This window comes from Halothiobacillus neapolitanus c2 (genome assembly GCF_000024765.1).
In the GTDB taxonomy this organism is placed as follows: domain Bacteria; phylum Pseudomonadota; class Gammaproteobacteria; order Halothiobacillales; family Halothiobacillaceae; genus Halothiobacillus; species Halothiobacillus neapolitanus.
Window position 1 is genome coordinate 536,329 of the sequence record NC_013422.1, and the last position, 13,454, is coordinate 549,782.

The 13,454-nt window shown below is 55.0% G+C and carries 15 protein-coding genes and 1 pseudogene; 5 read left to right on the forward strand and 11 right to left on the reverse strand.

Annotated features, from left to right (window positions below; translation table 11 throughout):
• Nucleotides 1-4: 4 nt before the first annotated feature.
• Nucleotides 5-760, reverse strand: a complete 756-nt coding sequence (locus HNEAP_RS12145; RefSeq protein ID WP_133484707.1) for a class I SAM-dependent methyltransferase — start codon at nt 758-760, stop codon at nt 5-7.
• Nucleotides 761-819: 59 nt separating this feature from the next.
• Between HNEAP_RS12145 and HNEAP_RS02525 the strand changes: the two genes are divergently transcribed.
• A complete protein-coding gene (locus HNEAP_RS02525) occupies nt 820-1,740 on the forward strand; it encodes a hypothetical protein (RefSeq protein ID WP_012823394.1) in 921 nt (306 codons plus the stop codon).
• Nucleotides 1,741-1,750: 10 nt separating this feature from the next.
• On the opposite strand, the gene HNEAP_RS02530 is transcribed toward HNEAP_RS02525, so the two are convergent.
• The 10 genes from HNEAP_RS02530 to gshA all read right to left on the reverse strand — a co-directional run bounded on the left by HNEAP_RS02530 (nt 1,751) and on the right by gshA (nt 9,592).
• Nucleotides 1,751-2,356 (reverse strand): cation efflux transmembrane domain-containing protein, encoded by a 606-nt coding sequence (locus HNEAP_RS02530; protein ID WP_012823395.1) that lies wholly within the window; start codon nt 2,354-2,356, stop codon nt 1,751-1,753.
• A complete protein-coding gene (locus HNEAP_RS02535; protein WP_012823396.1) occupies nt 2,349-2,672 on the reverse strand; it encodes a DUF1244 domain-containing protein in 324 nt (107 codons plus the stop codon). The genes HNEAP_RS02530 and HNEAP_RS02535 overlap by 8 nt, the downstream gene beginning before the upstream one ends.
• Before the next feature lie 40 nt (nt 2,673-2,712).
• Nucleotides 2,713-2,934, reverse strand: coding sequence for a BolA family protein (locus tag HNEAP_RS02540; protein WP_012823397.1), 222 nt, complete (start codon nt 2,932-2,934; stop codon nt 2,713-2,715).
• An 87-nt stretch (nt 2,935-3,021) separates the two neighbouring features.
• Nucleotides 3,022-4,146, reverse strand: a complete 1,125-nt coding sequence (rnd, locus tag HNEAP_RS02545) for a ribonuclease D (protein WP_012823398.1) — start codon at nt 4,144-4,146, stop codon at nt 3,022-3,024.
• A 4-nt stretch (nt 4,147-4,150) separates the two neighbouring features.
• A complete protein-coding gene (locus tag HNEAP_RS02550) occupies nt 4,151-4,750 on the reverse strand; it encodes a peptidylprolyl isomerase (RefSeq protein WP_012823399.1) in 600 nt (199 codons plus the stop codon).
• On the reverse strand, nt 4,743-5,159 hold the full coding sequence (dksA, locus tag HNEAP_RS02555) for an RNA polymerase-binding protein DksA (RefSeq protein WP_012823400.1): 417 nt from the start codon (nt 5,157-5,159) through the stop codon (nt 4,743-4,745). The genes HNEAP_RS02550 and dksA overlap by 8 nt, the downstream gene beginning before the upstream one ends.
• Before the next feature lie 174 nt (nt 5,160-5,333).
• Nucleotides 5,334-6,086: an energy transducer TonB gene (locus HNEAP_RS12150; RefSeq protein WP_012823401.1), complete on the reverse strand. Its 753-nt coding sequence runs from the start codon at nt 6,084-6,086 to the stop codon at nt 5,334-5,336.
• A gap of 55 nt (nt 6,087-6,141) precedes the next feature.
• Nucleotides 6,142-7,224 carry an FAD:protein FMN transferase gene (locus tag HNEAP_RS02565; RefSeq protein WP_012823402.1) on the reverse strand — a complete coding sequence of 361 codons (1,083 nt, stop codon included), beginning with the start codon at nt 7,222-7,224 and terminating at the stop codon, nt 6,142-6,144.
• Nucleotides 7,225-7,280: 56 nt separating this feature from the next.
• Nucleotides 7,281-8,246, reverse strand: a complete 966-nt coding sequence (gene gshB, locus HNEAP_RS02570) for a glutathione synthase (protein ID WP_012823403.1) — start codon at nt 8,244-8,246, stop codon at nt 7,281-7,283.
• On the reverse strand, nt 8,243-9,592 hold the full coding sequence (gene gshA / locus HNEAP_RS02575; RefSeq protein WP_012823404.1) for a glutamate--cysteine ligase: 1,350 nt from the start codon (nt 9,590-9,592) through the stop codon (nt 8,243-8,245). Before gshA ends, gshB begins: the two co-directional genes overlap by 4 nt.
• 314 nt (nt 9,593-9,906) lie before the next feature.
• On the opposite strand from gshA, the pseudogene HNEAP_RS02580 reads away from it, so the two are divergent.
• The 4 genes and pseudogenes from HNEAP_RS02580 (at nt 9,907) to HNEAP_RS02595 (ending at nt 13,409) form a co-directional block, all read left to right on the forward strand.
• Nucleotides 9,907-10,342, forward strand: a pseudogene (locus HNEAP_RS02580) (response regulator).
• A 74-nt stretch (nt 10,343-10,416) separates the two neighbouring features.
• Nucleotides 10,417-10,779, forward strand: a complete 363-nt coding sequence (locus HNEAP_RS02585; RefSeq protein WP_012823405.1) for a response regulator — start codon at nt 10,417-10,419, stop codon at nt 10,777-10,779.
• 19 nt (nt 10,780-10,798) lie between these two features.
• Nucleotides 10,799-11,314 (forward strand): chemotaxis protein CheW, encoded by a 516-nt coding sequence (locus HNEAP_RS12155; protein ID WP_012823406.1) that lies wholly within the window; start codon nt 10,799-10,801, stop codon nt 11,312-11,314.
• Nucleotides 11,315-11,393: 79 nt separating this feature from the next.
• Complete coding sequence (locus tag HNEAP_RS02595; RefSeq protein ID WP_012823407.1) at nt 11,394-13,409, forward strand: methyl-accepting chemotaxis protein; 2,016 nt, start codon at nt 11,394-11,396, stop codon at nt 13,407-13,409.
• Nucleotides 13,410-13,454: the final 45 nt, after the last annotated feature.

Here is a 13,454-nt window from a genome sequence, read left to right on the forward strand (position 1 = left end):
TTGTTCAGCCGAGCTGTTTTCGTGGCAGGGCTTCCAGCCAGCCAATTGCCTCGCGCAGGGTTTCTTGCACGGGGCTTGAAAAATGCGTGATCCGGCGATGCGCTTGCAGTATGTCGTGGGGTTGCCATGGTTCGGCGCGATAGCACAAAACGCTGTTGTACCGTTCCGGCACGCGCAACACCAGCGGGTCGGGATCAAAAAAGCGCTCGAGCGCGCGGGTTAAATCGCCAAGTGATCTGAGGTCGTTACGCCAGACATTGATGCAAAGTACCCCGATTTGACCGAGTTGGCGGGCCATTTGGGCCAAGCTGCGTGTCGGGATCGGCACCATGCCCTGCTCATCGAAAATATCGACCCAGATGATATCCGCGGCTGGAACGTCTGCCAGTTCATCGCTCGCGCAGATGTCGCCAAATTGCAGCTGCAAGCGGGGATGCTCAAGATCAAGCCCGAAGTATTGCTGGGCGATGGGCGCCAGTGAGGGGCGAAGATCGTGCGCATGAACAGAAATATCGGTATATTCTAGTAAATATCGCGCTAGCGCACCGCCACCTAGGCCGTACAAATTCAGGCGGCGTGGGTCGGGGTGTAGAACCAGTCCCATTAGTAAGGCGCGGTAGTAACCGAAGGCGAGTTTGGCCGGTTGAGCGGGATGCCAGCCGGATTGCGCGGTGTGGTTGCCGAAGTGAAGCGTAATCTCTCCCTCACTTTCGATAACCTCGATCAGTCCCCAGGCATCGCGCACCGATAATTTTCTCAAGGATAAATTCTTCTGGGCCATCTGCTATAACCAATGCAAGTTAAGATTAAGAGCGTCATATGAGAAATTCACGATTCATTCCCTTTGTTGTCGGCATCTGTTTATCGCTGATGACCGTTGGTACTTCTTTCGCGGCCAGCTTCAAGGTAGGCGACCGGGTGTTCATTCCACTTTATTCCGAGAACCTGCTGGATGACGGCTACGCTGATGGCATTATCCAGCGCATCAACGCCGATGGCACCGTGAATATCAAACTGTCTGATGTCGTGAATGGCGAAGACAAGACCATGTATGGTACGTGCAGCCCATCGGGCGCTTCCGAACAAATCATGACGGCACCGACGGCCCGCGCGAAGGAGGTCGTCAACGACGTGCCCACCGACAAGATTTTACCTTGGACGATCGGACAGTTTCAGTACGTCGAGAGGGAAAACCTCTCAACCACGCTGCAACGCTGGTTGGGCAGCGGGATGGCGATCACGCCCAACTCATTGGATATCGCGGATCGTCGGGCGCGTGAACTGGATTTGCCCCGATTGCGTGTCGTCGTCGCCATGGCCAAAGCACAAGTGGAATCCACCGGCGGCAATGGTTTCCCGGTGCCGGCCAGCCGCGCTTTGCATGGGGCGGCAAAAATGCTCGATGACGTTGCCGCGTTGGTTCAATCGCACCCGAATGCGGTGTCGGATGCGGCCGCCATCCTGGCCAAAACAGCTCCACCACACAGCAAGGATCTTTTAGTTGAGGCCATCGTGCACATCGCGGAATTGACCCAAAAGCAATTGGCTCAACTGGCCGGTGACAATCCCGATCCCACGAAGGTCGATGGATACACGCCCGCCCAACTGATTGCCATCTACACGGGCTATTACCGCATGATGACTGCAAACGATACCCAGCCCTATGAGAATGCCAAGGTCGCTTACTTTAGCGACAAGGTGGCGCAGGCGATCCTCGGTGGGCATTGGCCGGAATTATAGGTCAGGTTATTTACGGTTGTAGTTGCCGTGTTTCAGCGTGTTCCCGTCGGGCTGCCTGATAGACCTCACGGGCTGCGTCCAAATTCATCAGGAAAATCCCCAAGCCCACGATCAGATCGGGCAAAGCCGAATGCCATAAGAGGGTAATCAGGCCCGCCGCAATGATGGCGACGTTGGCTAGTGCATCGTTCCGGGCGAAAAGAAAAGCTGCGCGTGTCAGACTACCCTGGTGATGTCTGAACCGGACAAGCAAAAAGGCACAGGCCAGATTGACGAATAACGCCCCAAGCCCGGTCAGGCTTAAATCGAAAGCATCGGGCGGTGCCTGACTCATGACCTTGTTCCAGGCCATCCATAGGGTGGCAATTCCTGGAATGAGCAGGACGCCTGCCAAGAGCATGCCCAGTCGGGCACGGTAAACAAGGCTGAGTCCGATGCCGATGAGTATCAACAGGTTGATTGCGGTGTCTTCGAGAAAATCGATGGAGTCCGCAAACAGGGAAACCGAGCCTATCGATTGGGCAACAGTGAATTCGACCCAGAAATAACCAAAGTTAAGTAACGCCACCCACAGGACGGCTCGACGCAATGGGCCGTGCCCATCAAGCTCAGTCATGCTGTTTGATGGCTGTTTTGAATTGTTCTTGTTGCGTCGGGGTGGCTTCACTTTGGTGGCGCTTTTTCCACTCGTCGTAGGGCATGCCGTAAATCGCCACGCGTGCATCGTGGTCGCTCAGCTTGGTACCCCGTTCCTCGGCGGCTTCGCGATACCAGCGGGATAGGCAGTTACGGCAAAATCCGGTCAGGTTCATCATGTCGATGTTCTGTACGTCGGTTCGTTCTTGCAGATGTGCGACCAGACGGCGGAAGGCAGCGGCTTCCCACTCGGTTTTGTCTTTTGCATCCGTGGTCGGGTTGATGTGTTCGTTCATCGGGTTTGCTTCCAGATGTGGTTAGGGTGTCGAAAAAGAGTCAGGCAGGCGTCCGGGTGACCAGCGTCACGGCGTGAAGTGCGCCGGAAGCCAAGGATGGCGCCAGTATCTTGTTCACGCGCTGGTGCTGTTGCAGCATCGTTTTGCCCGCAAATTCAGAACTGAGTACCGTGATCTTGAAGTTGCAGCCTTCTCCTTCGGGGTGAACCTCGGCATCGGGGATTTCATTTTGAATCATCGAAACGATTTCGGCGGAATTCATGGCATAACCTCTGTCTGTGGCACAAATGGCGTGCCTGATTTTCTTACTTCGTTTGAATCCATCCTGATGGATGACTCAAAGTTTTTACTAATCGAGTAGTGATTTTAGCGGCAAACCGATCACGTCGCAGCGCCAACCGGTTGTGAGTTTGTTCAAGGCATCGGGTGCGCGTATCAAGCGGAGCATATCGTCGGTGGTGGCGAGTAGCGATGGACTGATTTCCATTAGTTTGCTGCGTTCCTGCACCAAAGCCTGCATGCGGTTCAGAATGGCGTTCGTTTCGGGGTCGGTGCGTTGGTATGCCTGCCATTGGGGGAACGCTTCCGGCGGCAACTGTTTGGCACGCTCGATGGTGGCGCGTAATTCATCCACCTGCTCGACACTCAGGTGATGCCGTGCATTTTTAGGGTTCAACAGGTTGGGCCTGAATTGACGTGAACCGGCCAGTTCCAGCGCCTGCTCGTCACTTAAGACCCAGCGCCGAGGCAGGTTCAGCTCGCGAGCCCATGCTTCCCGCCAGGTCGTGATTGCATCGAGTACGGCTCGTTGTGCAGCGCGCAATGCCTGTTGACCGCGAACCTTGCGCCAGAGACCGGTCATCTGGGGCTGGAAGCGTTGGGGGTCGCTGAGTGCGGCGCATTCCTCGTCGAACCATGCCAGTCTGTTTTTGGTGGCCAACTGCTCGCGAAGCAGGGGGTACATGCTGCGTAAAAAGCGCACGTCATCAGCCGCGTAGTGTTGCTGTTCTGCTGTGAGTGGGCGCTGAGCCCAATTCGTTCGGCTTTGCGATTTGTCGAGTTCCACATGCAGCAGGCGGTTAACAAGGTTTGCGTAACCGATTTGCTCGCCAAGCCCTAAAAAGGCCGCGGCGATCTGGCTGTCTCGTAAGGTTTGCGGCAGCGCGCCGGAATCGAGATAGATCAGTTCCAGATCCTGCTCTGCGGCATGGAAGACCAGTGGGGAAGACGTTCGATTCAGTTCATGCCATAAAGGTGCCAACGGCACGGCCAGTGGATCGATCAGCCAGATGGCGTCTGGGGTGGCGATCTGCACCAAGCATAATTGCGGGAAATAGGTGGATTCCCGCATGAACTCCGTGTCGATTGTGGCCCAGGTTGATTCGGCAATCTGGTCACAAACGTCATGCAGTGCCGAGGTGGATTGAATTAATCGGGGCTGTTGCGCAAGCCCGAACCCGTCCGTGATGGTCACAAGCTCAGGGTAGAACCTTGATGGATTCGATCAGGACGGTTTTTTTCGGCACATCCTGAGGGAAGGGACCCGCTGCACCAGTCGGCGTGCTGACGATTTTATCAACTACATCCATGCCAGAGGTCACATGGCCGAATACGGCATACCCTGCACCCCGCATGGATGGGCCGCTGTAATCCAGGAATTTGTTATCGGCCACGTTGATGAAAAACTGGGCAGTAGCAGAATTCGGATCACTGGTGCGTGCCATGGCGATGGTGCCGCGCCGGTTGCTCAAGCCGTTATTGGCCTCGTTGGCGATGGGCGCTTGGGTGGGTTTCTGGCGGAAATCAGGGGTAAAACCACCGCCCTGAATCATGAAACCAGGAATCACACGATGAAAAATCGTGTCGTTGTAGAACCCCGATTTCACGTAGCTTAGGAAGTTTTCGACCGTTTTGGGCGCTTTGTCAGCGTCCATCTCAACCGTAATCGCCCCCATGTTGGTGACGATTTTGACCAATACAGGTTTGGCCTTAGGCGCTTCGGTTGCAAAAACGGATGAAGTTGAGCCAATAAGGCAGGCGACGGCGATGGCCGAAAACAGGCGACGGGCTTTATTCATCACGTTGGACTCGCTCAAGTCGCTCGTGCCGTTCCTGAGCCTCAATGGTCAGGGTGGCGATCGGGCGGGCCTCCAGGCGACGAATGCCGATCTCATCGCCCGTTTCTTCGCAGAAACCATAGTTGCCATCGGCAATTTGCCTTAAGGCTTTGTCGATCTTGTTGATCAGCTTGCGATAGCGATCGCGGGTACGCAGTTCAAGTGCGGCGTCCGATTCGAGCGATGCGCGGTCGTTGATGTCCGGTTCCTGCCAGTTTTCTTCACGCAGGTGATTGACGGTGGTTTCGGATTCTTCAAGCAGTTCGTCGCGCCAAGTCAGCAGCTTCTGCTTGAAGTATTCGAGCTGCATGGGGTTCATGTATTCTTCGGATTCCGAAGGCTTGTAACCAGGTGGGAGCGTGACTGCCATGTACCAAAACCTCATTCCGGCTTGCGTTGAGCGCACCGTTGTCTAAAAATCAAACGCGCTGCAACGTGCAAAAACACACTGCGGCCGCGCAAACAGCTCGTGAGTATAGGTTTAGCGCCCCGCCTGCGCAATCCTTGAGTGATGCCCGTTGCCAATAAGCTTGGGTTGCGCTGTTCAGCGCGTAGTCAACCCGTGTCCGCTGGAAAATTGCCAAGTGCGCGTGATGACGATTTGATCGAAGCGGGCAGCGAGCGCGGGCGGAAAAGGCGGGTAGGGAGATGCCAACTGGACCAGACGCCGCGCGGCCGTGTCGATTTTCGGATTGCCTGATGAGTGCTGGATGGCGATATCCATGACGTGTCCTTCCTTGTCGATGGTCACGGCAAGAATCAACTGCCCGGAAATTTTTTGGGAAATCAGGTCTTCGGGGTAGTGGTCGTTTCCATAGGCTTCGACCTGTCGCTTCCACCGCGACAAGTAGTCTCCGGCCGGGCCATTGACTGTTTTGCTGGTCAGGAAACCGGTTTTCAGAGAGCGGCTCACGGCCTCATTCAGGCGGTTGAAGGCATCCGGTGCGGCATTCGTCGTGGGGGTGTCGGTGATGCCGTTATTACCTGTTGTGGTGATGCCTTTGCCGGATTTTGGTTTTTGCAGGGTGTTGGTCTGTTCGCCCGCAGCGCTGGCAAGGGCTTGGGTTGTTACTTTGTCGTTGATTTTATCGGACGGCGTGGGACTGGCATCGTTGGTCTTTGCCGCAAGAGGGGCATCCAACGTCAGTTCGATCGGTCGCGGTGGCGGTGGACTGGGCTTATCGCCAGTGAAATAGATGGCGAAAAACAAGGCGTGAACGACCAATGCGACGAGCAACGCGGCGCCGAAGCGCTTGTCGCTATCAATGAAGTTTTGATCGAGTGCCCAATGATCCATCGTTCTTCCTTGTGGTTGCAGCGCGTCTTGCTCTTAGGTGATCCCAGCGCTGGCTTTACTCCGTGATGAGGTGAGTGGCGGTCAGACCGGCGACAGGTTCGACGAGGCGCAACTTGTCCTGCATACGTTGATTCATCCAGAGTTGGCCGGTTTCTTCCATGAACAGCACGCCGTCAAGCTTGAGTTTGCGCACCATGTCGGGCACCTGTTCCGGTTCCAGCATCATGGCACCCTTGGTCGCGCCATCGCTAATCGCATAATGATTTGCCCATACCGTGCTGCCCGCAATACGGCGAACGGGGCGCGCGGTTTTCGGGTTGATGATATGCGAATACGCTTCGCCTTTGTAGATAAAACGATGTTCGTAGTTACCCGAACTGTTGAGGGACTGGTGGCCGTTGGGTGCCGTATGCCCTGAAAGATCAATACTGGCGAGTACGCCCCGCTTCAAGGGGTTTTCGATGGCCAAGTGCCAGGGCTTGTCGCCTGCCTGCCCGATCATGAACAGATCGCCGCCCGTGTCGAACAGGCAGTTCGTGATGCCTGCTTTTTCGGCTGCCTGGATCACGAGGTGTCCGGCGTAGCCTTCCGCGCAACCGTTGAAATCGAATTGAACCCGTCGGTTGGTGACGCTTACTTCCAATCCGTCGACATGCACGTCGTTCATAGTGGGGCGATGTTCCAGCCAGGCATCGAGGAACGCTTCGGTCGGCAGCGGATGCGATTCGGTGACGTGGCTGTTGTGAAACCCCCAGGCGGCAATCAGCGCACCAATGGTGGGGTCGAACGCGCCATCGGTGCCTTCAAACAGCGTTCGGGATATGTTGATCAGGTCGATGATCTCGGGCGTTGTCGTCGCCTTGCCATGGGTGGCCAGTTGGGCGTTCAGCCGGGTGAGGTCACTCGGTTTCCAGGGGTGAATGCGTCGGTACAGTGGCTCGACGATGCCCGCAGCGGCATTCACCGTCTGTGTGATGGCTTTGGGCGACTCATTGGCGAATCGCAGCGTCATCGGCATATTGAAGACAGTGAACCCTTCTTCAACAATCTGCGTTTGATGCGTGCTGCATCCCGAAAGCAACAGGGGGCTGACAGTTAAGCCCGCCACGGTGGTCAGGAATTGGCGGCGGGTTGGCATTGACATTCCCATGGGCATGAGCGTGGTTCGGGCGTGGGTGGAACAGGGTTCGAGGGTTACATTGAACGATTGTTCAGTTTTTTTGCGGCAGCGCGTTCGGACGCCAGAAAATCGAGTAATTGACCAGCCGGATCATTATGGCAAACCGCGTCGATTTCCCGTGCGCAGGTAGGGCTGGTGACGTTGACTTCCGTCAAGTAATCGCCAATTACATCCAGACCGACAAACCAGAACCCCGCAGCGGCCATGTCCGGGCCAACCCTTGCGGCAATTTCTCGATCCCGCGCCCTGAGCGGCACGACCTGCCCGCGCCCACCCGCGGCAAGGTTCGCCCGGAACTCATCTGCCTGAGGCACGCGCAGTAGGGCATGATCGACGGGTTCGCCGTTGATCAACAGAATGCGGCGGTCACCCTCGCGCACGGCGGGCAGGAATTTCTGCGCCATGATCAAACCATGCGCAAGCATGGTTTCGATGATGACGGCGGTATTGAGATCTCCGGCTTGAATCTGAAAAATGGAACTGCCGCCCATCGCATCCAGAGGTTTGAGCACGATGTGCCCGTGCAGACTCAAAAAGTCGCGAAGTTGGGCTGGGTCGCGCGTCACCAGTGTGGGCGGGCACAAGTCTGGATAGTGCTGGGCCAGCAGTTTTTCATTCGCAGCACGCAACGCGTTGGGGCGGTTGGCAACGAGAACCCCTTCACTTTCAGCCAGCGCTAACAGTGCGGTGACGTAGTGATAGTTCAGGGTTACGGGCGGATCCTGACGCTGAATGATGATGTCGAGTTCGTTCAGATCGAACGTTTGTGCCGGGCCGAGTTCGAACCAATCCGTGTTGCGATCGAATACGGTGATGGCATGCATCCGCGAGCGCGGACGGCCTTGCTCGGCATAGAGCCAGTCCGGTTCCAGATAGAAGACGGACCAACCTCGGCTTTGGGCGGCCAGCAATAGCGCAAACGAGGTGTCCTTGTAGGGTTTGATCCCGGCAATGGGATCCATCAGGATGCCGATCTTCATGCCACATCGCCCGCCATTTGTTCGGTGGCGGCATCCGCTTCACGGATCATCTGATATTCGTAAGCCGCTGCGAGCAGTGCGAGCCGCGCAACCACACCGTACACGTAGAGTCGATTGCGCTCGCTGTCCGGGGAGCTGTCCGGTGAAGGCAGGCTGCACGCCTCGTTGAACGGTAAGGGCACAAAAGCTGCGCCTGGAGAGTTCAAGCTTTCATTGACTCCCTTTTCCGTGTGCACACGGTAGAAACCGCCTACTACAAAGTGATCAACCATGTAGATGACCGGTTCGGCCACATAGCGGTCATCGTCTTGATGAATGGATACTTTCTCGAAGCTGTGAACGCCTTCCTGTATCAGCACACGATCAATGCCCAAGCCTTCCTTGCTTGCGCTCATGCGGGTGCGCTGCTTGCGGTTGAGTTGCGTGACGTCGTCGGCGGATTGTGCGGTCATCACGCCCATGCCATACGTACCCGCATCGGCCTTGATGACGACGAACGGCTTTTCCTTGATCTGATGCTCGTCATATTTGGCCTGAATCTCGGCCAGCAATTCCTGAACCTGGGATTGCAGGCAGGTCTCGCCCTCGCGTTTGAGGAAGTCGATATGCCCGCAGTCGCGCATCAGCGGCGATAAATACCAGGGATCGAGATCAATGGTCGCGCACAGTTCACGGGTCAGATCCTGATAGATCGAGAAATGCTCGAATTTCGAGCGTTTCCACCAGCCCAGTTCAATCGGGGGAATTACGGTTTGTTCGAGATCATCCAGAATTTCCAGTCGCCCGCCTGAAAGATCGTTGTTCAGCAGAATGGTGCAAGGGGAAAATCCATCTACTTCGATGCGTTTGCCAACGCGGCAAATCGGATGCTGAGTCAGTGTGCGGCCGGATGGTAGATCGAAATTAACGGGCTCCGTGATCGGTTCCAGTGAGCCGATCCGCACCCCGAAACCGGCCATTTCAACGAATGCAACCAATGCGGCCAGCGATTCGAGGTAAAAAAGATTGCGCGTGTGTCGCTCGGGAATGATCAGGATGTCTTTTGCTTCCGGGCAGGAATGTTCAACCGCAGCTTGAATGGCCTGCACCATTACAGGATCGAAAATATGATTGAGGTTGTTGAAACCAGCCGGGAAAAGGTTGGTATCCACCGGCGCGAGCTTGAAGCCGGCGTTGCGCAGGTCGACGGATGCGTAAAATGGCGCGGGGTGCTTGAGCCATTGCGCGCGGAACCAGGCTTCGATTTGCCGGTGACAGCGGATGATGTGCGACTCAATGCGCAATAATGGGCCGCAGTAGTGAGCATCCAATTCTGGGTGGGCGGTGCGCAGGGCTTCGGAAGGCATTTTTATTTTTCTCTATTATTAATCAATAGGTTGAATGTTGTTTTTCTACCGGTTAATCCCCGGTTGTCGGAATATGATGTGGCAGCATACCCGTTATCGGTTTGCCCGTGGCAATCGCCCCGGCAGCAAGTTCACCCTAGAAAATACACCAAGATGAACTGTTTCGTTGCAATGAGAAGCGTAAGCACACATCCGTAAACTCCGCCGGTGAGCGAATTAATTGCCAAAGTAGCTTGCCTTGGGTACATTCGCTCAATTGGATTTTGCGAATCGCCTGTTTTGCAGGCTTCTCACTAACTACTGGGTATCACACCATGGATCAATCGAACGAAACGACAGCGGGCGCCCTTGCGTTCCCGGGGCTCAAAGTCCTGATAGTCGATGACAGTAAAACCATTCGCCGTACCGCGGATAGCCTGCTTTCCAAAGCGGGATGCGTGATCGAAAGTGCGGTTGACGGATTTGATGCGCTGGCAAAAATCGGTGATTTTTCGCCCGACATCGTCATCATCGACATTCTGATGCCGCGGCTTGATGGCTATCAAACGACGGCAATTATCAAACATAACGCGCGGTTTTCCCGCACCGGTCATCCTGCTGTCGAGTAAAGACAGCATCTTCGACAAGGCACGGGGCAACATTGTCGGTGCGTCTGATTATCTGACCAAACCATTTACCAGTGAAGAGCTCTTCGGCGCGATTAGTCGGTTTGCTACCGAAGGTGCGAACGCGTCTTCCAGCGCAGCTTGACGCTAAATGATTTGTCGAGTGGATTGGTTCTGACGATTTTTGGATGAATTGAAAACTTGTAAGGGAAGGTTACTGTGGCACATATCGTTGTTATCGATGATTCACCAACCGAGGTTTATGTTCTGCAAACGATGCTTGAGCGTAATGGGCATCAGGTTTCGGTGGCGAAGAATGCTGAAGAGGGTATTGCCCTGGTCAAGCAGGCTCAGCCAAATGCGGTTTTGATGGATGTGGTCATGCCTGGCATGAACGGATTCCAAGCGACACGAGAACTGAACAAGAATCCGGAAACATCACACATCCCCGTCATCATTGTGACGACGAAAGATCAACAAACCGACAAAATATGGGGCATGCGACAAGGTGCCAAAGATTACCTGGTCAAGCCGGTTAAAGAGGCGGATTTGATGGGCATCCTTGGTACCGTTCTCAATTGACTAAAGTCGGGGGTGACTTGTGAATCTATTTGAGTACCTGTGCTGGGTTGAAACCGAGGCCACCGCTCATGCGGTTGGTATGCCTAAGACCGATAAGGTTGAGTCAACCTGGCAGGCGGTGTTGTTCCGCGCAGGGGGCAGAAGAATGCTGGTGCCTTTAGTTCAAGTTCGAGCCATTTTGCCGCCGCCTCGCCAAGTGCACATCCCCGGCGCAAAGCCTTGGGTTGTCGGCTTGGCCAACATGCGCGGCGAGTTGACCGGGGTTTACGATCTTGCGCGCTTGTTCTTTGATCTTCCATCGGAGCCAGGTCGACATTCAGTCGTCTTGCTTGCCAAAACGCACCGGTTCAGTGCCGCTTTCATTGTTGACCGTTCCTACGGTATTCGCCAGATTCCGTTCAGTGCCGAGCGCGCAGTGAAAGAACCTCACCTGCAAGGCGTTCTAAGAGAAGTCCGCATGGACAATGACTGGTTGCCGATCTTGAATCTGGAAACACTGGTGGAAAGTGATCAATTCATGAATGCGGTCGCTTGAATACGTTTAAAAGATGGTACATCGATCGATTTCACAACAGGGATTTGGCCTGTTATACAGCTAGGAGTGGGCAGTAGCTATGAGTCTTGGAGTTAAGTTGGGCGGCCTGAGCCGTCAGGTCATCGTGCTGGTCGTGGTCGCGGCTATAACCTTGTTGGTTACCGTCGCGATTTTTATTCTCTCCGCCAAGAACGACCAGACCCTGTTGGAGCGTCGTCTCGTGGCTTCCCAGCTTGAACGCTCGTCACAGGAGATGACGATTGAAACTCTGCGCGCCGTTCGCGGTAACAAGGCTTCTTTCGATACTGTACTCGCCCTGCGCGCCCAGTTTGTCTCCGATCTGAGTGCACTCAGTGGCAAAGACCCGAAGCGTCCAGAAGCTGGGGTTTCTAATGAGCGTAAGGCCGAGCTTGCCAAGGTTCAGAAGAGTTGGGATGAATACAACGTTGCCTTGGCCAAGGTGCTTGAAGGACAAAAAGCGATCTTGGGCGTAGGCGATCTGGCATCTCAAATCAACCAGCTGCTGCCGGATCTGCTGTCGAGTTCCGACGAGGTTGTACAAACCCTTATTGCAGCACAAGCCAGCCCTCAGGTGGTCTATTTGGCTACTCGGCAACTCATGTTGGTTGAGCGCATCGGTTTGACCATCGGTGAAATCACATCGGGCGGACAGAATGCTGCCAATGCCTCAGACCGCTTCGGCCGTGATGTGGCCTTGTTCGGTGGTGTGTTGAACGGCTTCCTGAATGGAAATCGGATGGCGCCTCAAATCAACGATGCCGCAGCACGTGCGAAATTGCGCGATGTGGCCGTGTTGTTCGCCACCATCAACCAAGGCGGTTCCGATTTGCTCTCCGAGGCACCCACTTTGCTGGCAGCTAACCAAGCCGCAATCAAGATCGACAAGATTGCCGGGGCATTTACGGGGGATGTATCCAAACTTTCTTCTTCCTTGGCGCAAGATCAGGTTAATTCGGGGCGACTGGCTTACATCGGGTACATGACCGGTTTGATCACGTTGCTGCTTTTGGCATGGCTTGGCTACGCGCTGGTACGTGATTCCAAGCGAGATCAAAAGGCAACTGAGTCTCAAAATCAGCGGAACCAGCAAGCCATTTTGCGTCTGCTCGATGAAATGATGACCCTGGCGGACGGGGACTTGTCCTCGCATACCACGGTGACAGAAGAGATTACCGGTGCGATTGCCGACTCGGTCAACTACTCCATCGATGCGCTACGTGACCTGGTCGGAACGATCAACGACACCTCCGTGCGGGTGGCAAGTGCTGTACAGCGTTCGCAAGCAAATTCGCGCGCGTTGGCTGAAACATCACGTGCACAAGCGGAAAAGATCAGTTCGGTATCCGATGCCATCGCGCAAATGTCCGATCAGATCGAAGCGGTATCCTTTAACGCGCAACAGTCTGCAACCATCGCGCAGTCTTCGGTTGACGTGGCGCACCGTGGTGGTGACGCCGTGCGTGAAACGATTGCCGGCATGGTCAACATTCGTGAACAGATTCAGGAAACGGCCAAACGGATCAAGCGTCTGGGAGAGTCCTCTCAGGAAATTGGCGACATCGTTGGCTTGATTACCGACATTGCCGACCAAACAAACATCCTGGCCTTGAATGCTGCGATTCAGGCGGCTATGGCCGGCGAGGCAGGGCGCGGTTTTGCGGTGGTTGCCGATGAGGTTCAACGTCTTGCGGAACGCGTCGGTAAGGCGACACGACAGATCGAATTGCTGGTTAACACGATTCAAACCGACACCTCGGAAGCCATGTTGGCGATGGAACAAACCACGACCAACGTAGTCAGCGGTGCCACCTTGGCTGAAAACGCAGGTAAGGCACTCCGTGAAATTGAGACTGTTTCACTGAACCTTTCCGAGCAGATCAGTGAGATTGCGAAGGTCACCGAACAAGAAGCACTGGTGGCTACAAACCTTCGAGAAACAGTGAATAACATTCGAACTGAAACCCAGGAAACAACAGACAAGGCGACGCGTGCAGCGGATGAAATCGGTGCGCTTGGATCTCTGTCCAAAGAGCTTAATAACTCGGTGGCGGGCTTCAAGATGCCGGATCGGTAGTATGCGAGCGTTATTTTCCCTTATAACGTGAGGGCGTTTTTTCGA

Bases quoted from the DNA above. Each gene is read 5' to 3' on its own strand.
- gshA (WP_012823404.1), bottom strand. From the start codon at position 9,592: ATGCCTTCCGAAGCCCTGCGCACCGCCCACCCAGAATTGGATGCTCAC.
- dksA (WP_012823400.1), bottom strand. From the start codon at position 5,159: ATGGCAGTCACGCTCCCACCTGGTTACAAGCCTTCGGAATCCGAAGAA.
- HNEAP_RS02540 (WP_012823397.1), bottom strand. From the start codon at position 2,934: ATGAATTCCGCCGAAATCGTTTCGATGATTCAAAATGAAATCCCCGAT.
- HNEAP_RS02595 (WP_012823407.1), top strand. From the start codon at position 11,394: ATGAGTCTTGGAGTTAAGTTGGGCGGCCTGAGCCGTCAGGTCATCGTG.
- HNEAP_RS02550 (WP_012823399.1), bottom strand. From the start codon at position 4,750: ATGAATAAAGCCCGTCGCCTGTTTTCGGCCATCGCCGTCGCCTGCCTT.
- HNEAP_RS12150 (WP_012823401.1), bottom strand. From the start codon at position 6,086: ATGGATCATTGGGCACTCGATCAAAACTTCATTGATAGCGACAAGCGC.
- HNEAP_RS02535 (WP_012823396.1), bottom strand. From the start codon at position 2,672: ATGAACGAACACATCAACCCGACCACGGATGCAAAAGACAAAACCGAG.
- HNEAP_RS02530 (WP_012823395.1), bottom strand. From the start codon at position 2,356: ATGACTGAGCTTGATGGGCACGGCCCATTGCGTCGAGCCGTCCTGTGG.
- gshB (WP_012823403.1), bottom strand. From the start codon at position 8,246: ATGAAGATCGGCATCCTGATGGATCCCATTGCCGGGATCAAACCCTAC.
- HNEAP_RS02525 (WP_012823394.1), top strand. From the start codon at position 820: ATGAGAAATTCACGATTCATTCCCTTTGTTGTCGGCATCTGTTTATCG.
- HNEAP_RS02565 (WP_012823402.1), bottom strand. From the start codon at position 7,224: ATGCCAACCCGCCGCCAATTCCTGACCACCGTGGCGGGCTTAACTGTC.